At 46.1% G+C, this 22,049-nt stretch carries 18 protein-coding genes; 1 reads left to right on the top strand and 17 read right to left on the bottom strand.

Translation table 11 applies throughout. From position 1 onward, the window contains the following. Window positions 1-49 precede the first annotated feature (49 nt). The 3 genes from tkt to KAI37_RS06525 form a co-directional block, all read right to left on the bottom strand. Window positions 50-2,095, bottom strand: coding sequence for a transketolase (gene tkt, locus KAI37_RS06535; RefSeq protein ID WP_069080966.1), 2,046 nt, complete (start codon window positions 2,093-2,095; stop codon window positions 50-52). A 415-nt stretch (window positions 2,096-2,510) separates the two neighbouring features. Next, a complete protein-coding gene (gene purU / locus KAI37_RS06530) occupies window positions 2,511-3,410 on the bottom strand; it encodes a formyltetrahydrofolate deformylase (protein WP_220030940.1) in 900 nt (299 codons plus the stop codon). A gap of 22 nt (window positions 3,411-3,432) precedes the next feature. Then, window positions 3,433-4,560 carry a deoxyribonuclease IV gene (locus KAI37_RS06525; RefSeq protein WP_220030939.1) on the bottom strand — a complete coding sequence of 376 codons (1,128 nt, stop codon included), beginning with the start codon at window positions 4,558-4,560 and terminating at the stop codon, window positions 3,433-3,435. 419 nt (window positions 4,561-4,979) lie between these two features. Between KAI37_RS06525 and KAI37_RS06520 the strand changes: the two genes are divergently transcribed. Then, window positions 4,980-5,894 carry a TIGR01777 family oxidoreductase gene (locus KAI37_RS06520; RefSeq protein WP_220030938.1) on the top strand — a complete coding sequence of 305 codons (915 nt, stop codon included), beginning with the start codon at window positions 4,980-4,982 and terminating at the stop codon, window positions 5,892-5,894. 112 nt (window positions 5,895-6,006) lie between these two features. On the opposite strand, the gene KAI37_RS06515 is transcribed toward KAI37_RS06520, so the two are convergent. The 14 genes from KAI37_RS06515 to KAI37_RS06450 form a co-directional block, all read right to left on the bottom strand. Continuing rightward, window positions 6,007-6,528: a hypothetical protein gene (locus KAI37_RS06515; RefSeq protein ID WP_252508776.1), complete on the bottom strand. Its 522-nt coding sequence runs from the start codon at window positions 6,526-6,528 to the stop codon at window positions 6,007-6,009. Window positions 6,529-6,725: 197 nt separating this feature from the next. Then, window positions 6,726-6,968 carry a DUF1871 family protein gene (locus tag KAI37_RS06510; protein ID WP_069080969.1) on the bottom strand — a complete coding sequence of 81 codons (243 nt, stop codon included), beginning with the start codon at window positions 6,966-6,968 and terminating at the stop codon, window positions 6,726-6,728. Between the two features lie 12 nt (window positions 6,969-6,980). Beyond that, window positions 6,981-8,135: a WXG100 family type VII secretion target gene (locus KAI37_RS06505; RefSeq protein WP_233901839.1), complete on the bottom strand. Its 1,155-nt coding sequence runs from the start codon at window positions 8,133-8,135 to the stop codon at window positions 6,981-6,983. A 306-nt stretch (window positions 8,136-8,441) separates the two neighbouring features. Continuing rightward, window positions 8,442-10,256: a DUF6382 domain-containing protein gene (locus tag KAI37_RS06500; protein ID WP_220030937.1), complete on the bottom strand. Its 1,815-nt coding sequence runs from the start codon at window positions 10,254-10,256 to the stop codon at window positions 8,442-8,444. A gap of 63 nt (window positions 10,257-10,319) precedes the next feature. Continuing rightward, entirely contained in the window at window positions 10,320-10,832 is a 513-nt protein-coding gene (locus KAI37_RS06495) for an A24 family peptidase (protein ID WP_025722689.1), read from the bottom strand. Window positions 10,833-10,926: 94 nt separating this feature from the next. Further along, window positions 10,927-11,922: a TadE/TadG family type IV pilus assembly protein gene (locus tag KAI37_RS06490; RefSeq protein ID WP_076292461.1), complete on the bottom strand. Its 996-nt coding sequence runs from the start codon at window positions 11,920-11,922 to the stop codon at window positions 10,927-10,929. Further along, complete coding sequence (locus tag KAI37_RS06485) at window positions 11,891-14,107, bottom strand: DUF5702 domain-containing protein (protein WP_220030936.1); 2,217 nt, start codon at window positions 14,105-14,107, stop codon at window positions 11,891-11,893. Before KAI37_RS06485 ends, KAI37_RS06490 begins: the two co-directional genes overlap by 32 nt. 40 nt (window positions 14,108-14,147) lie before the next feature. Then, the gene (locus KAI37_RS06480) at window positions 14,148-14,816 is read right to left on the bottom strand and encodes a TadE family protein (protein ID WP_220030935.1); all 669 of its coding nucleotides are present in this window, start codon (window positions 14,814-14,816) and stop codon (window positions 14,148-14,150) included. Continuing rightward, window positions 14,816-15,007, bottom strand: coding sequence for a Flp1 family type IVb pilin (locus tag KAI37_RS06475; protein WP_013309278.1), 192 nt, complete (start codon window positions 15,005-15,007; stop codon window positions 14,816-14,818). Before KAI37_RS06475 ends, KAI37_RS06480 begins: the two co-directional genes overlap by 1 nt. A 13-nt stretch (window positions 15,008-15,020) precedes the next feature. Further along, window positions 15,021-15,893: a type II secretion system F family protein gene (locus KAI37_RS06470; protein ID WP_071644244.1), complete on the bottom strand. Its 873-nt coding sequence runs from the start codon at window positions 15,891-15,893 to the stop codon at window positions 15,021-15,023. Window positions 15,894-15,911: 18 nt separating this feature from the next. Then, complete coding sequence (locus KAI37_RS06465; RefSeq protein WP_220030934.1) at window positions 15,912-16,703, bottom strand: type II secretion system F family protein; 792 nt, start codon at window positions 16,701-16,703, stop codon at window positions 15,912-15,914. Further along, entirely contained in the window at window positions 16,700-17,947 is a 1,248-nt protein-coding gene (locus KAI37_RS06460; RefSeq protein ID WP_071639963.1) for a TadA family conjugal transfer-associated ATPase, read from the bottom strand. Before KAI37_RS06460 ends, KAI37_RS06465 begins: the two co-directional genes overlap by 4 nt. A gap of 15 nt (window positions 17,948-17,962) precedes the next feature. After that, the gene (locus tag KAI37_RS06455) at window positions 17,963-19,120 is read right to left on the bottom strand and encodes a P-loop NTPase family protein (RefSeq protein ID WP_076292457.1); all 1,158 of its coding nucleotides are present in this window, start codon (window positions 19,118-19,120) and stop codon (window positions 17,963-17,965) included. Between the two features lie 518 nt (window positions 19,121-19,638). Next, window positions 19,639-21,966, bottom strand: coding sequence for a histidine kinase (locus tag KAI37_RS06450; protein ID WP_071639961.1), 2,328 nt, complete (start codon window positions 21,964-21,966; stop codon window positions 19,639-19,641). Window positions 21,967-22,049: the final 83 nt, after the last annotated feature.

Raw genomic sequence — 22,049 nt, 5'->3', positions numbered from 1 at the left:
CCGTAAGCCTTTCTCAGGTTACGACTGTCTGTTTTAGATGCTAGGTGTTTTATTTCAACAAAGCTTTCACACGACTAACAACATTCTCTACCGTAAAGCCGTATTCCTTAATCACGCGGTCGCCAGGTGCGGATGCGCCGAATGTGCTGATACCGAGAATGTCGCCTTGGTCGCCAACATATTTTTCCCAGCCCAGTGGATACGCCATTTCTACAGCCAAACGAGCTTTCACTTCTGGCAGCAGAACGGAATCTTTGTATGCTTTGTCCTGTTTTTCGAACAGATCCCAGCTTGGGAAGCTGATAACACGTACTTGGATACCTTGTTCTGCCAGTGCTTCCTGAGCTTTAACAGCCAATTGTACTTCGGAGCCTGTAGCCAGAATTTGAGCAACCGGTTTGCCGTCTGTTGCATCTGCAACCACATAAGCACCGCGTTTGATACCTTCGCGTGCATGCTCAGCACTAGCAGCCAGGATTGGCAGGTTTTGACGAGTCAATACCAGAGCAACCGGGTTCTTCTTGTTTTCCAGCGTATAAGCCCAAGCAGCAGAAGTTTCATTACCGTCCGCCGGACGAATTACTGTCAGGTTCGGGATAATACGCAGGGAAGCCAATTGTTCGATCGGCTCATGAGTCGGACCATCTTCACCCACAGCGATACTGTCGTGAGTCAAAACGTAGGTTACAGGCAATCCCATCAGAGCTGCCAGACGAACGGCTGGACGCAGATAGTCTGTAAATACGAAGAATGTACCGCCGAATACTTTTACACCTTGGTGCAACGCCATGCCGTTCATCGCAGCAGCCATACCAAATTCGCGGATACCGAAATAGATGTTACGGCCGGCGTAGTCTTCTGGCGTAAAGTTCGTCAGGTTGTTCAAATGTGTCATCGTGGAGCTCTCCAGATCGGCAGATCCGCCTGTCAGGAAAGGTACGTTTGGAGCCAATCCGTTTAGAGCATTACCAGAAGCTACACGAGTCGAAACGGCTTTGTCTCCAGTCGTGTATTTCGGAAGATCACGATCCCAGCCTTCTGGAAGATCGCCGTTTACAGCTGTTTCGAACTGCGCTGCCAAATCAGGGTGAGCAGCTTTATATTTCGCGAACTGTTCATTCCATGCTTTGTTCGCCGCAATACCGCGCTCTTTTACTTTAGCAAAATGCTCGCGAACTTCTTGTGGTACGTGGAAGTCCTCTTCGTATACCCATTTGTAGAAATCTTTAGTCAACTTGGCTTCTTCTGATCCCAGCGGGGAACCATGAGTACCACCGTGTCCGCCTTTACCTTGTTTGTTCGGGCTTCCGTAGCCGATGACTGTTTTCACTTCAATCAGCGTAGGGCGTGTCGAGTCGCCTTGCGCTTCTTCAATGGCTTTTTGGATGGCTGGAAGATCGTTACCATCTTCTACGCGCAGTACTTGCCAGTTGTAAGCTTCAAAGCGTTTGGCAACACTCTCGGAAGAGGACAGATTAAGCTTGCCGTCCAGTGTAATATCATTGGAATCAAACAATACAATCAGCTTACCCAGTTGTAAGCGACCAGCCAGCGAAGCAGCCTCGTGGGAAATACCTTCCATCAGATCGCCATCGCCGCAGATTGCATACGTGAAGTGATCTACAACTTTAAATTCGTCTTTATTGTATGTTGCGCCCAGTTGAGCTTCAGCCATTGCCATACCTACGGACATTGCGAGACCTTGTCCCAGAGGGCCAGTTGTAGCATCTACACCAGCAGTGTGGCCAAACTCAGGGTGACCCGGTGTAAGGCTGCCCCATTGACGGAATTGTTTCAGTTCTTCCATAGGAAGATCATAGCCGCTCAGGTGCAGAAGGCTGTATAGCAACATGGAACCATGTCCTGCGGACAATACAAAACGGTCACGGTTAACCCATGTAGGTTGATCGGGATTATGATTCATCGTTTTAGCAAAAAGTTGGTATCCCATTGGCGCGGAGCCCATCGGCATCCCAGGATGTCCCGAGTTTGCTTTCTCGATGGCGTCAATTGCCAACGTACGAATAGTTGTGATGGACAAATTGTCGATCGTGGAGTTTTCATCCTTTTGAATCGCTTGGTTCTGGTCAGTCATGGTTTGCCTCCTCATATTGTATAAAGTATGTCAATTGCATTCGGTCATACTCTCCAACACCACCGTCCGATATAGAAACGATGTCTATTGAAGTGAGTGAATCTGCTTGAATGTTTCAATATGACTTATACATTCTTAAGTATTGTACCATCTGCCGTGAAAGTTTGCCAGATCGTTTATAAAGATGATTGTGGAAATGTAGTACCGAGTCCTCATATAAATATACCCGTAATGTATTAACCTCATTTAAAAAATTATAAAATCACAAAAAATATTATGTACTGACCGTTTATAAGGCAAATAAACTCACATGAGGATTTTGCAAAAATACTTACATAAAAAAACAAAGCCCGTTATGCGACGGGCTTTGTTTAACAAAAAAATATACTCACAAATTTTTTCTGAAATTTTAAGATTAGTTAAAAACGACCGTTTTGTTCTCATGAACCAGAATACGATCCTCTGCATGCCACTTCACGGCTCTTGCCAAAACGACCCGCTCTATGGTGCGACCGATCCGTTTTAGCTCATTTACATCATCTCCGTGGCTTACACGCTGCACGTCCTGCTCAATGATCGGGCCGCCGTCCAATTCTTCAGTTACATAATGCGCAGTAGCACCAATAATTTTCACACCGCGATTATAGGCTTGGGCATATGGCTTCCCACCCACGAATGCCGGCAGAAAGGAATGATGGATATTGATAATCCGGTTGCGATAATGCTCAATAAACTTGGGTGAAATAATCTGCATATAACGGGCTAAAATGATAACGTCAATGTCTTCGCCAATGACCTCTAGTTGACGGCGCTCTGCCTCCGGTTTGGTATCGGCTGTTACCGGAATATGGTGATACGGGATGCCAAATGATTCCACATACTCCTTCATATCCGGATGATTACTAACCACCAATGAAATATCCGCGTCCAGATCTCCTGCCTGCCATTGCCACAGCAGTTCTACCAAACAGTGATCTTCTTTGGAAACGAAAATAGCCAGTTTTTTCTTGCGGCTAACCGCAGAAATCGTCCACTCCATACGGAATTGCTCAGCAACAGCGGCAAAATCCTGCTCCAACTTTGGCTGGGTTGCACTCAAATTCGGTAGATCAAATTCAATCCGCATAAAAAACATACCGCCGGACGGGTCCATTGTATATTGATCAGATTGAACGATATTGGCCCCATGCTCGTACAAAAAACGGGACACGGCCGCTACAATACCTGGTCCGTCTGGACAAGATACAAGCATACGCGCGCGATTTTCATGGGCTGATAGAGTGCTATTTGGCTGATGTTTTACGTGAATTTCCATGTGGCTATTAATCCCCCTTAGCTTATACCGTCACTGGCAAATGACTGCCGGCAAACCAGGCAATCAACCGTTGATTAATGTGTTCTTCGCTCAAATCTGGAAACAGTGCTACTTCCGTTATCATGTCATACAGACGCTCCAACGGCTCACGTGGATCGGCTTTTCTTGCTTTGGCATCATTTTTTAGCAGAGCCCAGGTGTCCAGCACAAATTTACGGACATCCACATCCTGTTTTTTGAAAAACGAATGCAATTGCTCTACCTGACCCAAAAACTCATCCCCAAAGCGCTCCTTTACATTTCCGCGAAGCAGGGCAATTTCAACCTCATACATCGGACGCTGAGTTTTGGCTTCCTTACCAATCCATGGCGTCTCCAAAATAAACGGACGTCCTTGAAGTGCTTCATGATGCACCACATTATGAATGGTCTGATAGCCAATCCAGCCTGATCCGATCGGAGTATGTCTGTCTTTATGAGAGCCAACTGGATTTTTACTATCATTGATGTGAACAACTGCGATGCGATTCAAGCCGACAATACGGTCGAATTGCTCCAATACACCGTCCAGATCATTTACGATATCATAACCTGCATCGTGAATGTGACAGGTGTCCATACAAACCGTAAGACGCTCGTTATGCTCTACTTTATCAATAATGGAGGCAATCTCCTCAAAGCTACGACCCATTTCCGTTCCTTTGCCTGCCATCGTTTCAAGCGCAATGTTAACATCTGTCTCCTTCACGCCGTTTAGTACCTCGTTCAAACCATCAGCAATACGCCCGATTCCGTATTCTGCATCCTTATCGGTAAAAGCGCCTGGATGCAGCACGATATTTTTCACACCAATCGCGTGTGTGCGTCGAATTTCCTCTTGAAGAAAGCTGACCGCAAGCTCATAGGTATTTTCTTTGTAAGAGCCAAGGTTGATGATATACGGGGCATGCACCACGATATCTTCCATTCCCTTCTCAGCCATTAACTGCTTGCCTTCCTCCAAGTACATGGACTCCATCGGCTTACGACGCGTGTTTTGCGGTGCTCCCGTGTATATCATAAAGGAGCTGGACCCGTAAGAAGACGCTTCTTTTGTAGCGCTGAGCAGACCCTTGTCCGAGAAGGACACATGAGAACCAATTTTCAGCATGATCCTGATTCATCCCCTTATCCTGTTATGCTTGTCTTATTTTAATTTAATCATTTTAACGTGATTATTGAAATCAAACAACATAGCTTTTATGGCAGCTTTCTTAAATGACTCTATTAAGGGAACACGTAGATAAAGTACACATCAGAATATATGTTAGTCAAACGAGGGTAAATAAAATCATGGATTGACATCCTTAACCGTATAAAGGTACATTCATGAATCAATTTCATAACTCATTAAAGCTTGGTGGTTGTAACTAGATATAGACAAATCGAATCATTTTGATCTATTTCTAGTTTTGATTGAAGCAGCTAAAGGTATTATGAAATTGATTCTCATATGAAGTTTTTTTCTCAAAAAGGGTTATATTCTATAACAGATGTATTTTTTTGTGAATTGGAAGGAGAGCTGGCTCCATGAACATCATCGTATGTGGAGGAACTGGATTGGTGGGGAGTGCACTGGTCAAAAGCCTGCTAGACGACGGATACACCGTGAAAGTCGTTACCCGCAAGCCACTGGTAGGGCACGAAGCGAGCCCCCGCTTGCAATATATGAGTTGGAACGAATTAAAACAAAAGCCTGAAGTACTGGAAGGCACAGATGCGGTCGTTAATTTAGCAGGCGAAACGCTGAATCAGCGCTGGACGGATAAGTCCAAACAAAGAATTCTTCAATCACGACTGCTATCTGTTGCCCGGTTGGCTGAAGCATTGAATGCTCTACAAAAAAAACCGAAAGTTATCATTCAGGCTTCGGCTGTTGCCGCCTATGGTACATCCCTGACCGAAACATTCGATGAAACGAGCCCGCGTCGTTCGGAAGATTTTTTGTCTCAGGTGGTTGAGCAATGGGAGGAAGCCGCTAATGCCTACCCTTCTGATGCCCGTTTAATTAAGTTACGCATTAGCCTTGTGCTGGACAGAAAAAAAGGAGCATTCCCACTCATGAAGATACCTTATAGCTTCGGATTCGGCGGCAAAATAGGCAGCGGTCATCAATGGATGAGCTGGATTCATATTGAGGATATTGTTCGTCTGATCACGTACTGCATCCATACGAAGGAAATCGTCGGGGCAGTGAACGCATCATCACCATACCCAGTGACGAACGACCAGTTTGGGAGGACAGTAGCTACGGTATATCACCGTCCGCACTGGTTTCCCGTCCCCAGCATTCTCGTTTCAAAGCTAGTTGGTGAGATGAGCACGCTTGTATTGGATGGTCAAAAGGTAATACCGAGCAAAGCGCTCGAGCACGGATTTAAGTTTAACTATCCTTCACTTAAGGACGCTCTAGAGGAACTCCATTCTTCCCAAAAACAGCATTGAATTTAAAAAGAGGAACTCCAGGCTGGTAGGTAGTGTCACTACCGGCTTAGGTTTCATTTTTTTAGTCAGACACAATCTATCGAGCAGACTGTAAGTTTTTAAGTTGCCTCTTTTATTCTTTTGAATAGTCCACTTCTGAAGTTTTCTCTCTATCTTCGGTAACTCGGTTTCCCACGCTTTTAGATTCTGAGTTTGGAAAAGTCCATCTCCAGTTCTCTTGCCCTTGATCACTCAAATCAGAAGATTGCTTGTCTTGATAATGACGTCCTGCTACGAACCCGGTCAGCTTATCTACCTGATAACGATCATTTTTACGCTGTGCTGGGGGAGAAGTAGGACCTAACCATTCCGAATCCAATACAGGTGCTGAATCGCTGTACATATGAGACGAAGTTCGATTGCGCTCCCATTTCCCCGTCCAGCTTATATAAGCAACAGCTGCAAGTACTAAGGTCAGCACCACGGAGATGATCAACGGTACCGTTTCTGGATGATCCAGATAAATATAACGCCACACAATGGCCGAAGTGAGCAGACATCCGAGAGCAATGTACATTTTATATTTTTGCAATCCAGACTCCACATCTTCCATCTCGAATTCGGCTTCTACCTCTGCATTCTCCTCTGGTTTCACGGACGGTTTGAGCCGATTGATGCGTTTAAGTTCCTGAATCCCCTGCAGAGTCTCCCGGTGATCTCGCCCGTACGTTCCGCCACGTTCTGTATAGTTCCCTTGTGAGGTATGAGAGGATCGAGCAGATAGGCTAGGGTTGGCTGATGAAAAAGCTCGCTCCCATTTTTATAGTTAAAGAAGCAAGCTTCTTGGATTAATTATTTTGTAACATTAATTATTTTTTCAGCGATTAATCGACATTCTTCAATACTTTTATCGAATTCCTTTTTAAAAGAATGAGCAAATACAAAATGAATCTGCTCCGCTAATTCTTCCACAGAATTTGTTATCTTACTTTTTTCATAGATTTTACTTATTTCTGAATAATATTCATCTTCTAATAGAGGATGTATCTCGATTGGATTCCATTCATTAATCATTTGTACGATATCATTGTTCATTTTTATACACTCCTACTCTCCAAATAACGATTTAGATAGTGCTTTATATGCATCATCATACTTACTCTTAGGAATAACTGTAACAAGTGTCCCATCGTTAGCAACTACGGCAGCACCTTCTTTTGAAAAGAACAAATGTTTACTGCCATTATTCTGGGAAAGGGACTTCCCATTTTCCACCCAAGAATCTGCCATTTCTTTTGTTACGCCGCGCTCTTGCATTCTTTCTAAAGCATGATTTGAAGAATTAGACCAATTTATTTGTGTTCCCGGATTCTCAACCAGCGTCCCTGACTTTCCAAAAGTATCACCAACCTGTGCAGTTTCACCTTTTCCCTGATGAGGAGTCGTACTTTCTGCCTTAGCTCCCGAAGATGGAGTAGATTTAGATGAGCCTCCACCTTCCCCTTTCGCCATTTGCCACAATTCCGCTGAGCTTTTCCCTATTCCGCTTGCTCCTTTAACTGCGGTTGTACCTCCATGTGCCGCTAAAGCTGCTGAGCCAATCAATCCAGGTATTCCGATAATACTACCAACTCCCGTGGATGAAACAGCAACTGATAATCCTTCTCCACCTATTCCAGCTACTACCTCACCAGCCCCCTGCAATGTCGTAGCTACGTGACCGAGAATTTCACCTACTTTAGCAGCCATAGGATGATCATAGTCACGGTCTTTGTCAGGCAGCATCCCTAAGGTTAGATCTTCCTGAATAGCACCTTTCGCTCCCTGAGCAGTATCCCAGAGAATTTCTCCTTGAAGCTTGCTAGCTTCCATCTGGGCTTCAGCCTTGGTGATTTCCGCTTTTCCGATCTGTTCAAAAATTTTATGTAACCAACCTTCAACGCTTGATGCCGTTTTAACAGGCACACCATTCCCCGGCACATCCAGTACGACTTTTTCTCCATCTACCTGTGTGAAGTTTTTTGAAATAAAAATGAGTTCTTGTGCAACCGTAGAAAGTCGTTCAAGCGTCACGCCCATGGATTGTCTAGAGACCTGAAAATCTTGGAAAAACCTCTCTCGGGTAGCACCAGACCAACCTTGTTGGACAAAATCAATTCTTCCATTCAGTAAATTCAACATCCGTTCCATTTCGTGTTTACCATGCAAGAACTGGTCAGCCACTTCCATTAGCTTATCAGGTGGAACCAATATTCTCCCCAATTGATCACGTCCATTTTAATTTAGATGGAAATAATCTTATCAGAAGGAGATGTTTAGGGGCATCCATCTATTATCCTGAAATTCCCTTTTTATATTCTGTGACAATTGGACTGAGATAATCAGATTTGCTATGCCTAAAGTATTATAACCCTTGTTATAAGATACATTTTATCAGCGTAGTAGTAGTAATCATCGCCTTCACATTATGTTCCTCAACCATAAATCCTTTCTAGCTCGACAATGCAGTTAGCAAGTTTTTTCATACAATTCAAAAAGGCTAGACGGACAATTCCGTCTAACCTTCATTTATGATGCATTGGAGGATTTAAAAGAGTCCAACCGATAAGTATAAGAGACTCCGGCGATTTTAAAAGTGTCTCCATCCTTCATTGTGTACTCCTTATAAGGCACCATAGGCTCTCCATTCAGAACAGTTCCGTTCGTCGAGGATAAATCCTTAACAATGTGGCTATGTTCTCCTGTAACTATGCAAAGCTCAATATGAGAACGGGAAGCTCCATCCGTATGCTCCACAAACTGGACCAATTGCGGATCTCTCCCGATGATAAAGCTGCCTGCAACGAATTGGTCTGGCTGCAACCGGATGCGCTCGGTCCCTCCACTACCTGGTGGCTTGCGATCTAGGCAAGCAATCGGTGATTGCTGAACAGGTGAAATCTGTATCTCTTGATCTGAACGAAGCAGCATCGTTTCCTGCTTAGATACAGCATTTAGCAGCTCCGTTACCCCGGAGAGAGACTTATAATAAGCCTCACTGGTATCGCTGGCTTCCAATTCATTTCCTCGTTCCGCACCTTTCCACGATGGCTCGTGTAGGTCATAGTTTGCTGAAGTGTTCTCCCTATCTTCCGTAACTCGGTTTCCCACGCTTTTCGATTCTGAGTTTGGAAAAGTCCATCTCCAGCTCTCCTGCCCTTGATCACTCGAATCGAAAGATTGCTTGTCTTGATGATGACGTCCCGCTACAAACCCGGTCAGCTTATCTACTTGATAACGATCATTTTTGCGTTGTGCTGGGGAAGAAGTAGTTCCTAACCATTCCGAATCCAATACAGGTACTGAATCGCTGTACATATGAGATGAAGCTCGATTGCGCTCCCATTTCCCCGTCCAGCTTATATAAGCAACAGCGGCAAGTACCAAGGTCAGCACAACGGAAATGATCAACGGTACCGTCTCTGGATGATCCAGATAAATATAACGCCACACGATGGTCGAAGCGAGCAGACATCCGAGAGTAATGTAGGTTTTATATTTTTGCAATCCAGGCTCCACATCTTCTACTTCGTTTTCTGTTACAAGCTCAGAATTCTCCTCTGGTTTCACGGACGGTTTGAGCCGATTGATCCGTTTAAGCTCCTGAATCTCCTGCAGAGTCTCCCTATGCTCTTGCCCGTATGTTCCGCCACGATCAGTATAATTCCCCTGTGAGGTATGAGATGTATGAGCAGATATGATAGGGTCGGCTGATGAAAAAGCTCGCCCTTCCATACTTTCTCCCTTCACGCTAGCACTCTCTGTACCAGTCTTCATTCCTTGCAATAGCAGTTCCTTTAGCAATCCCAATTCAAATTCATTTCTATCACACAGATCGAGAATGCGTTGTATATATTCTCCCTGAAAGTGGGCTACACGAGTCATTAAACGAATAACCATCTGCTTAAATTGACTGCCTGTTTGCTGCCCTGTATACTGTACACTGCGTAAAGGAACATAGGTTAAACTGGCGGTTTCCCTTGTACCTGAACCACTTAGAAAAATATAATCCTCGTGCAAAATAAACTGGCGGATATCTAACATATATTGCGGGCTGCGATGGAGGGCATCTGCCACTTCAAAAAGAATCCGGTAGAAATCAGAAGTCGACACGCTCCCACCTTTCCATAACTGGGAAAGCATGCGTTGCCCCGAAATGTCGTAATGTAACTCTATCTGAAAATCGACTTCCTTTATTCTAAGTTCCAGCAGACCGGGAATCCGATTACCAGTCATCATGCCGGTCTGTACGGAATTTAAATCATCGGTCTTGAGCCCGTCTTCCTTGTTTAGAATCATAAATGTCCCGCCGTTCCGGGCAAAATCCCTGCTTAAACCAAACAATTCATGACCTCCTTAACAATTTCCTATCTCCGTGAGGTAGCATGATCTCCCCCAGCGGACATGTTATGGCAAGAAGTAAAGATAAGCACTGATCGCTCCCGGAATGACTGCCGTCATAAAAGGAAACCTGAGGTGCGCTTCATTCCCACTGGTCAGCGCTTTGCCGCTGCGAAATAGAAAAAATCCTCCTAAATTAAAAGCCACGCGCCGCAGTCTCATGATGGTTTCCCTCTTCCATAGCAAAATTCCTATGCCAATAATACCTGCAAAAAAAATCGAATATAAAGCTGACTGCCATGCAAAAGCGGCACCTGTCCATGCTCCAATCAAGCCGAACAGCTTTACATCCCCTGCACCAACAGCTCCCATCCAGTACAAAATCAGCATGAAACCAAATCCGGTACCCAGTCCAGCAACAGCAAATAAAAAACCGTGCCACCCTCCAAACAGAGTATTGAACACCAAGCCTACCACTATGCCGGGCAATGTAAGCTTATTAGGGATTTTCATGCTACGTAAATCCGTAACTAACGCGATCGCGAGCAGAACTCCGCATACAATATACATCCACGTCAATGCGATCTTCCCCCTTTATAAAATAGAACTAGCAGACTACCAAATCACTTTCCATCGTAGGTATTCCTGTCCGTCTATGTCGAGTCGATTCTATCTATCCATCAGCTGGCTTTTCCACGGTAAACGGAACTTCTATACGTTGACCATCCTCTGTTTCAATCACAAAGCTCCATTGACCGGGTGTTGTGTTCGTTCCCACAAACCAGTTCCATTCAATAATCCCGTCCGCATTGGCAGAGGTCCAGCCCAAATGCTGGGCCGTGCTTTGGCCCGACTTATAAAGTACAGAAAGATTAGCAGTCGTCCCAGGCTCAATCTTGGCCTTGATCAAATTGTACACACCCTTCACAGCAGGTTCAGGCTTGACGAGCAACTGTATGGAATGCTGCGCATCCTTATCCGCTGTTGCCTCTCCTGTACCTGTCCCCTCCCCTGTGTTCCCAATCCAGAGACGTTCCTCTGCCGCTGCCTGAATCACAATGCTGCGATACAAAAAGGGGACCTTCATCGGCAGTTCATACGATAGCTCTACTCTAAAATAAGGGTCCTTAGTTCCTGTAAGAGCAGGTACATGTACGCTCGTTATATGAATACGGTCATACTCCAGAATGCTTTCCTCCATAAAAGGCTTTAGCATCGGCTTCAGAACAGGATCGAGTGCAGCTTCCGTAAATCGCCCCCGCAGTTCCTCCATCGGCTTTTGACCGCCCTGAACAGCGCTTTCTACCCAATCGCCAATTGGAGGTGGCAACTGGGCAGCGAATTGGCTTGCATATTCACTCATAGATAACTTGGGCAATTCATCCAGCGGTTCACGGACTGCATCTATTTTCGCGGACGCCGCCTCCACGGCTAGAGAAACTGGGTAGATTTTAGTCGAAACCTGCTTGACCGCTTCTGAAGCGGTGTTCTGCAAGGCTGTGGATACCAGCGTCATCTGAACCATATAAATGAGAAAAATAATAAAAAACAGAAACATTGGCAACACCAGTGACGCTTCTAAAACAATACTCCCTTGTTCACATTGCTTCTGCCCACAAACTTTCCGTAAACACCGATTAATAGGAAAAATGCGCTGTTTTCGTGACATAGTACACACTTCCCTTAATACTCTCGCCTTCTTTTGAGGCGGTCCCGAGCATCTTCATTACCCCAGGTAGAAACCACAGCCTCATCCCATTCTTGACCTCACCCGTTGCATACGTTTGCCGCTCAGCAGGATTGACATCTGTATTCAGGCGGATCAGAGCAAGCATACGGGACATTTTTCGTTCATTATTGCTATGGAGCATCAGGAACAATCGCAAATGATCCTTGTATGTCATTCGAAATTTCAGAAAATCAGACAATGGCACGTCCCCCTTTTGTACCAGCATAATCATATCTTCTATTGCTTTTTCTACTCCATATAACAAAGCCGCCGCCAAAACGACCAGCGGATTACCTTTTGAGCTGTTTTTAACCAATCCCTCCATTGTTCGAATGGCAAGTCTCATAGCGAAAATTTCTCCATAGGCGGATGCCAGATTGCCCGTCGGATTATGGAACCCATACAGGATGTACTCAACTTCCTGATTATTCACCTCCAGCTGATCTCCCAAAATCTGTGCAGCATTTCCCACATTTCCACCCGATCCGGTCAAGCTACCAAAACGGCTAAAATCCACATGATGGAAGTAAGATAGCGCATATTCATTCTGGTAAAACTCGTCTCCCAGTTGAGTCAGTAAATTGGATGCCGACCCGTATAGACCATCCATACTATCCATTGAAGCTCCCGCTGCATCATAGGTGTCATAGGGCAAATCAGCGGATACAGATGGACTGGATGTAGACTGGTTAAACGAAATACTTTCATTGTAATAGCGCTCCAGATGTTGGAATTTTTCTGCACTTTGTTTACCTTTGGAAAGAACCTCAATGATCCGATAGGCTTGTTTGAGCTTGTTTTTCGCCTCTTTTTCCATTTTCTTGCGTTCTTTGTCCGGTCCACGTCGCGTATCCATCATTTTGGCTTCACCGTCGAGTACATTGGCAGGTCCCGCCCAAGCATACGCATTCAAGTATTTATCTATCTCTTTGAGCGTTGATGCGACTTCTTGCTTGAGCATGTCTGCATTCAAAAATGGATCTGTATAAAAAGATAAGGTACGCATCATGCTCGTTATTCTATTGTTAGCAGTATTTATAGAAGTCCGTTGCCTTTCGATTTCTGCTTCCCATTGCTCAAATTCCTTATCTGGAATCAACAAATCCTCTGCTTTTTGCCGTGCGCTTCCTACCGACGGATCTGCGTTGGAGCCTGCTCCGCTTGGAGTAGGGGCTGCTGAAACCTCATCGTAGCCTGCATTGGCCGCCCTCTGCTTATATTGGGCAATGACTTTGCGCATCTCTTCATTAATCTGTCGGGCCTCATTTAACGGTTCCTTGGCTTCCAGAAGCAGCTTATCATGTTCTTCTCCAGCCTGAACCATGATCTGACGCAGGCGATCAAGCGCTGCCCTCGCTCTACGTGCATATTTTTCCATCTGCATGATTTTAACGTCGTCCACACTCTTCTTATTGTCTTCATATACATGTACGTAATGCTTATATTGAGCGGCAATATCGGCTACAACCTCAAGCGGGTCCCATATATACTGATTGGGCATATAGGTGCCCCTCTGTTTAATAATCCGCTTGCGAACCTCTTCCATATAAGCTCCTGCCTTACGCTGCTTCTCCAGCATGTCATCCAGTTGGGCCTCTCGTCTGTCGTACAGCTTTTGCAGCCTTTTCAGCAAATCTACCGTATGAGAAGCCTCTTTCATGTTTTGAGAGAGCGGCTTTAGCTTTTCGAGCACTTCAAACGTAAAATCGACAGGTGCTTTATACTTCATCTCTTCACGGATCTGTTCGTTAAATATGGCATATTTACCAAGCTCTCTTTCCATTTGCAGGGAACTTGAATCCAGCTTCGTATTCATCAGCGGGAGTGTATCCGCGTGTGCCGTACGTCGCGCGCTGTCATTCAGCACTTTGACCATAATTTGTTCTCCGCCGCCTTCGCCATAAGCAAACAAACCGTACTCCTGTTGTAATGTCGGATCATAAGCAGACATCACTGAACGAACCGCCGCATGGGTCAGCCGTTCGGTCTGCACATGCAATGCAGCAATTCTCGCGTAATCAATAAATACAGCAATAAAACCGAACATGACCGCCAGAATCAGAATTAAAAAGACCGTGACAGCACCTGATTCCCTGTCCTTTGTATTGTGTCCCTTACCAAACACCTGCTTCCTCCTTTCCAGTTACATTCCCGTTACTTACTTCTCACTGACCGTTTTGACCATATTGCATCAGTACTTTCCCTGCAACTGCCGAATCTACCTTTTCACCTGATCCTCTGCCCATAAACTTCGCACCATAATAACGGACCAACTCCACCGTACGAATCCATTCCACAGGTTCGACCACGCCAGAGCTCATTTCCCCTTGCAAATCTGTCTGATCTAAAAACTGATTCAACAAAGGTACCTTCACTATCTTATTTAACTTTGTGGTCACCTTACGGTGAATCATACTGTTCTCATATGTCATCTGCCCCTGCATGCCCGCAGGCATTCTATTTTCTGCATTGGACAGCTTCTGAGCAGGTAACGAGCCTCCCCCATTGCCGCCCGGAACCTGTACACTTTCCTGATTGTTGGCTCCGGTCCAGCCAAACAGGGCTCCCAGCATACCATCATCCTTCAGGCGCCAATAGAGAGAATCCCGTTGCCCTTGTGTAAATGCTCCCGTACGTGGGTCCTTGAAGCTGTTATCCCAACTGTAAGCGGCCCTTTCCGAAGCAGTAGCAGCGACCTGCACCAATATAGATTTTTGATATATGTACAGGCAAAAAAATAACATCACAAAAATGACCAGCAGTAGAATGGGAAAGACGAGGGAAGCTTCCAAGGAGAAGCTCCCGTCCTCTTTTTGTGCCAATTTGCGCAGCATTATGAATCCATAAAATCGTTACTTTTTTTATCCGCCTTTTTCAAAAGCCCTTCTACAATTTTCTTGATCTGATCCTTGAAAATAATTGCCACCGCAATCAGAATGGCAATGATCAGGATCATTTCTAACGTACCCAGACCATCCTCATCCTTGTACAACTTACGAATACTGCCTGTTACTAATGTCATCATCGTTGTATTCCTCCTACATATTCATCATCATTAAAGCCGGAGCGCCCACCAGCACAATTACCGTTAGCAAAATCAGCGCCATCGGGAATACTAGCTTAGATGAAGCCTGCTCCCCTCTTGTGCGGCTAATTGAAGTCCGCTTGCCCCATAACGTCTGGGATAGCTCACGCAAAGCCATCACGAAATCGCTCCCGCCGCGCCTCATATTCAACAAAACTGTCGTCGTAAATACTGTCATTTCCTGAATACCACAACGTTTGCTCAGGTGCTCAAATGCCTGTTGAAAGGAAAAGCCACTTTCCCATTCCGTCACCGTCTGCCTCAGTTCTCGATACAACGGATGTTTCGTATCCGCTCCTTTACGTTCCACGCAATGGAGCAATGCCCGTTGTACCGTCTCACCTGCACCTACTAAAAGCATCATTTTACTCAGCAGTTCAGGCAATTCCATTAAAATTTGCTGATCCCGCTTCTGTACTTTCCCATGCAAATCCTTGATCAGCGCGATAGGTACCAGAATGCCAAGTCCCAATCCGAGCACCAGCCCGGTCGCATCCCCACCCATCAAGAGCGATATTATAACTCCACCAGCAGCCATCATATATCCGTAACCCAACATTTCTGCCAGAAAAAGCATCGTTTTTTCTCCGCTGTTGCGCATACCATACAGCTTCTGCACCGAACGCTGGAGCTTAAACATCAGCAAAGGCAGCCTGTGAGTAGCACGTGAAGCATGAATCATGTGTACAAATGGGACTGAAAGTCTTTGCAGCCGCAGTCCCTCCAGCTTCATATGGCGAAAATGCGCATACTTAGCACCATGCATCTGGTTCAGCACCACCCAACCTCCCACTTGCAGAACCAGCATGACCAGACAAACCAACATCACCACATCTATCTCTCCTTACACTTCAATCTTCATAATGTGGTTGATCCACACAAGACACCCACCAAGCACCAATAAACAAAAGGTTGATAAAATCATACCTGTACCGCTGTATAAGGGCATCATGTAATCACCCGCTGTCATCGTCATAAACAATACAAAGAAAAAAGGCGCCGCAAACATAACCCTCGATTCAAAACGTTTCTGTGCAATCATTACACCGATCTCCTGCTGAATTTCCAACTTCTCACCAATGACACTTGAAGCTCGTCGTACGACTTCCACCAGATCACCTCCGGTTCGCTTGCAAGCCGCAAATACGTCCGCAAAATTCGTAATATCCTCCATCTGCGCCCGACGGGCCAAATCCTGCAAAGCAGCCTCTACAGGTTGTCCGATTTCGAGACAGGCGGTAATAATGTTAAATTCAAAAATCAGGTCGTGATCTCCATCCGGACTAAGCAATCTCAAATCCTCTACAGCCTCACGAAAACCATTCTCCACCGACCTTCCCGCTGAAAGAGAAGACGAGAGCGAATATAAAGCCTGCTTGAATTGGATGCTTAGAGCAGACCTGCGTCTTTGCAGCAAAAATTGCCTAAAATAACGAGGTGTCACCACAGCCCCGGCAGCGCACAGCAACGATAATATCCATTGGTGATAAAATAGATAGCCGATCATCGCAAACAGCACGCCACTAAAGAATATGCACAGACTTTTTTGTACTGTCGATAATGTATACACCGTATAATCTGGCAGAGAAGGGACTTCACGTGATACTTGCTTGGCAGTCGTTTTTCCTGGCTTCACGCTGATACTCCTCCCCTGTGCCAGTTTTCCGGATTGATCCCGGCCATTTGCAGCTTCAAAGTATGTTGCAGACCCTCGCCACAACGTTCCAGACCTCCTACGATTCGCCCCTTACTTTCTCCTCGTTCCTGAAAACGATAAAGAGGGTTAAGCGTCACCTCACCATTTTCAAAGCCAATCACTTCGCTAATTTCCAGCACTCGTCTAGATTTGTCACGCATCCGTGACAGATGAACGAATATATCAATAGCTGAGCTGATCTGCTGCCGTACTACTCCAAGTGGAAGCTCTGCTCCTCCGAGCACCATCGTTTCCAGCCGGCTGACCATATCGCGGATATTATTTGCGTGGCCAGTTGACAAGCTTCCATCATGGCCAGTATTCATCGCTTGCAGCATATCCAATGCCTCACTTCCCCGGACCTCACCCACCACAATGCGGTTGGGCCGCATACGCAGGGAGGAACGAATCAGATCACGAATTGTGATTTCTCCCTTCCCCTCGGTGTTCGCATTCCTTGTTTCCATGGAAACTAGATTAGGGACCGTCACAATTTGCAGCTCTGCTGAGTCTTCAATGGTAATAATCCGTTCAGACGACGGGATAAACTGGGATAATGCATTCAGAAAAGTTGTTTTACCAGAACCCGTTCCTCCGCTTATAAAAATGTTGTACTTGCTACGTACCAAGTCCTTGAGCATAGCAGCGGTTTCTGCATCAAGCGCACCCATTTGTATCAAGTCATCCATCGTCATAGGACGCTCGGGAAACTTCCGTATTGTCATCGTCGGACCCTTGAGAGCAACTGGAGGCAGCACAATATTTACGCGTGACCCATCCTTTAACCGGGCATCCACAATGGGGGAAGCCTCATTCACAATTCGGTTCACCCCGGCTACAATCGTCTGGATTAAATCCTCCAGCCGCTCGCGAGACTCAAATTGATCAGGTACCTGCATCACTTCACCAGCCCGCTCCACAAAGATTTCCCGGTGACTGTTAATCATAATTTCCGTAACGGTCGGATCGTCAATCAATGGCTGGAGTACATCCAGCCCACGGAAAGAGTTGAAAATCTTGCGGACAAGTGCGTGCTTCTCTCGGGAAGTTAAGCCCACCAGCTCTACATCGTGTAAAATTCGATTTTCAATATGCCGTACCAGATCTGTATCCTTTACCGAAGACGTTACGTCTAACCCGTTTCGGATATCTGCTCGCAATGCCTTAAAACGTTCCTCATTCATGTTCATCAGCCCCTTTTAAGACCAAACGGCGGGCGGATGTGTTACACTGTCCACATTCAGCAGCTCGTGGCACAGATGACGAATTTCCCGCTGATAAATCGGTGAACTAAGCAGTAGCTCACGGTGCTGCATCTGCTTCCATGAAGGTATATAAGGTAACGCTCCGTTTAGCTCCATGAAGTCACGAGGTAATGAGTTGATCATAGTTCCCATATAGCGGTTCACCACAAAGCTGGTTTTGCATATCATGTCTTCAAGCCCTTCAGGCTGCGTGGTTTCTAAAACATCCAGCCATAATCCGCACTTGTGCATGCTCATTAAATCGTCTGCCAGCAGCCAAATCAGCTTATGACTAGCTTCAAGCACGGCTTGAGCCCGATCACCTTTTTCAGAATCGCCATCTACGATCACTACATCATACTGCCCACTTTCGGCAACCGTTCGAATCAGCTCTTTCGCTTCATCACAAGTCATGTCCGTCAGCTCCTTGCGATTATAGACAGGCTGAAAAGTATCCGCCTGAATTTCAGGGCGACGAATACAATAGGAAGCCATGGATAATGGAGTGTCCTCACTCCCCTCCGCCTTGAGATCATAGAGCAGCCTGGACAGCCCTTCTCCTTCTGCTCCGCTAGCACTGCCTGAACCAGTGAACAACGAGCTTGAATCCACCGTCTCCAGATTCAGATAGAATACCGAAAATCCCTCATTCCCCAGCTGTTTGGACATATTGAGTGCGGCCGTTGTCTTACCTAGTCCACCGGAAGCTGCTACCATGCCGATAATCATTCCACCTTCCCGACTGTTTACACTTTTCCGACCGTTCGACCTCTGTCTAGCCGTTTCCAAAATAAAACCGACCAGCTCAGATAAAGGCTGATATTTTAATAAAGGCTGCCCATATTCGCTTACTTGTTCTCCCTCATGCAATACTAAACAAGGAATATCCGCAGCTTCTCTGTCTGTCCATAGATTCAAAAAAGCCGCTTCACCTACCACCACATCCGGTCTTTTCATTCCACTGGTTTCCATCATGTATTGATGAAATGCCTCCGGTTGCGAAAAAGCCGTTATTCTCAGCCTTCTGGCGTACTCGCTTCCGTGAACATAATTCAGCAGCGGCTCAATATAATCCCGGCCTTCTACGGCCAATACCACTTTCACTGGAACCATAACGCTCATCCCTTTCCCTAACACAACAACGCAAAAAAGCACCGTTCATCAATCCGTAAAGTACATACGGTTGGTGAACGGTGCTTCCGTCACGTGCAATCTATTTACTGGTAGAATAGCATAGCGCTTATATTAGAGCAAGTATTTTTTGTGCAAGTATCTTCCAAAATCCTCGTACTAGGAGAAGGCGGGCAGTCTAGCCCCGCCTCCTACTATCTTCATCTTAGTAGAATTTGTGGTGACGACGATGACAGTCATGATGGCGATGATGGCGACGTTTCCGGCAATGACATTTCTTATCAAAATCTTCATGTTTCCGGTGATCATGTTTAAATTTAGGTTTAAACTTAATGACAGTCACCTTAATGATCTTCTTAAAGATACGTTTTTTTGGCTTACGCGAATGACAATGTTTAAACATTTTTAATTCGCCTCCATTTCTTTGAGATAGAATATACTATGGAAGCAGCGAACCATCGGTAACCATCATATGACTATTTATGAATTTACTGGGCTAATTAATGATCTATCTCCAGTTTAATATCCGGATCATAATCCGCCACAATTAGAACATCCATATGACGTGCTTGACGGAGAATCCTCGGCACAACCGCAGCCTTACCCCAACGGCTACTTCGGGAAGACTGCCCCACGATGAGCTGCGTACCTGAATATCCTTCCACTGGAGCAATCAAAATGTCGGCAATTTCGCGTCGGCTGGAAACAAGCCGAATCTCAAAGGTCCCCCCCAGTCGGTGGGTCAGCAACTTTAGTTGTTCCAGACGAGGGTTCAGTCTCTCAGGTATACGCTCACCAACATGAGCATAAGTCACAATCCACACAGCCTTCAGACGAAAGGCGATACGAAAACCGCGGCGAATCAACCTTTCAGCATTTTCGCTTAGCGTCACGCCTACGAAGATCACTTCCTCCCTGCGCCACGGTCCCCGAAGTGATTCGTGTCGATCCCAGGATTCCAGCCGCTCATCTACGTCATCTGCCAATTCCCGCAAAGCAAGTTCACGCAACGCAATCAGATTGCCCAGTTTAAAAAAGTGGCTAAGTGCCTGTTCCACCTTCGCATGATCGTATATTTTGCCCTCACGCATACGCTGCTGCAACGATTTGGGAGCCACATCAACAAGCTGTACTTCATCGGCCAGACGCATCATATGGTCGGGGACAGTCTCTCTCACTCGTATGCCAGTAATCTGTTCTACCGCATCATTCAAGCTCTCCAGATGCTGTACATTCATTGTGGATATCACAGAAATACCTTGTTCCAAAATGGTAAGCACATCCTCATAGCGCTTAGATCTCAGACTTCCGGGCACGTTGGTATGTGCCAGCTCATCAATAAGCACCACCTCGGGATTACGCCTGAGAATCGATTCCGTGTCCATTTCTTCCAAGTGTGCGCCATGCCGCTCGATGGACTGACGGGGTATCATCTTCAGAGATCCTACCTGGGCCAGTGTTTCTGCTCTTCCGTGCGTTTCCAGCAATCCGATAACTACATCGATTCCGCTCTCCAGCAGATCATTCCCCTCTCTCAGCATCGTGTATGTTTTGCCGACCCCCGGAGCAGCGCCAATGTATACCTTGAGCTTGCCCCGCAAGATTTTGGCTGCCTCAGCCTGTGCTTCCTCAACGCTCAAACGATGATACGGATCATTATCTCCCTCCTCCTGTCTCATTGTTGGCAAAATCCGCTCACCCTCCTGCTCGGCCCGGTCCGCAATCAGCAGCAGATCCATATTTTTCATTCGTTTTAAAATCCCGTTCACAAGCGATCCTTTCATCAACTCCTGCCACGGAGTCTGCCGAGAATGCCCCATAACAATTCGGGTAACATTGTGCGTCACCGCATAATGAATCAGTTGACTAGGCAACCTTCTGCGTGAAAAAAGCGGGATTTCTTCAAATGTTGATCCTATCTTGTCAGTCAATTTCTCAATTGAACGCTTGAAGGCTGCTGATTCCTTGGACAGCTTGCGCTTCGAGCTGACAAAGGAGACTACTAGCATATCTCCACCCAACCGCTTGGCGACCTGTTCCCCCCTACGTACATAAATGGACCCATTCCAATGATATTGGACGGGTACCAAAATACGCTCTGCGGCTCCTGACGCCCCGTGCAAGCCTAACTCCTCCCGGTGCCGTTCCAGCGAATCGTTCACATCCTCTGCTACCAATCGCAGGGCTAGCTCACGCAATTTACCCAGATTACCCCGGTGAAACATCTCAGGATTGGGCGTATGCATGTAGCCTTTCGCCAGCCGTTCCAAAATCATCTCCGGGGTGGCATCAATCAGACGAATTTCATCCGCTAGCTCGAGTGTATCAACCGGAACCGTATATTCCGCTTCAAAGCCTGTCAGCTGATATACCCACTCCGTAATTCCTTCGAGTTCATAAACATTGACCGTCGTAATGACGCTAATTCCCTGCTCCAGCAAATACCGAATATCTTCCAGCCGTGTTGGAAATGGGGCGTCTTTCCGGTTATGATGTGCCAAATGATCCACCAGTACCACTTCGGGATTTCGTGCCACCAAAGCTTCCACATTCAGATCCTTTTGCTCCTCACCATCTTTTATCCAATGAATACTAGGCACTCGCTCCAGCGTGCCGACCTGTTCCACGGTCACAGGCCGCTGCATGGTTGAGACCGCACAAATCACAACATCAATACCTTCATGCTGCAGCGATTGCCCCTCCTGCAGCATATGATACGTCTTGCCCGAGCCACTGACCGCACCCATGTATATTTTGAGTCTGCCTCGATGCAGTTTGTTAATCGAATCCAGTATTTCCTCTGGTGATTTACGTTTGAAGCTCTCCACTTTCGTTCCTCCCCACAGCGTGCTTGTTTGTTCCGTCCATTCTTATATGGTTGTAATGAATGTACTCCCGTGTCCCAATCAAT

Source organism: Paenibacillus sp. S25 (assembly GCF_019454085.1).
Taxonomy (GTDB): domain Bacteria; phylum Bacillota; class Bacilli; order Paenibacillales; family Paenibacillaceae; genus Paenibacillus; species Paenibacillus polymyxa_B.
The sequence above is the reverse complement of the archived record's forward strand: the minus strand, read 5'-3'. Positions and strand labels throughout refer to the sequence as shown.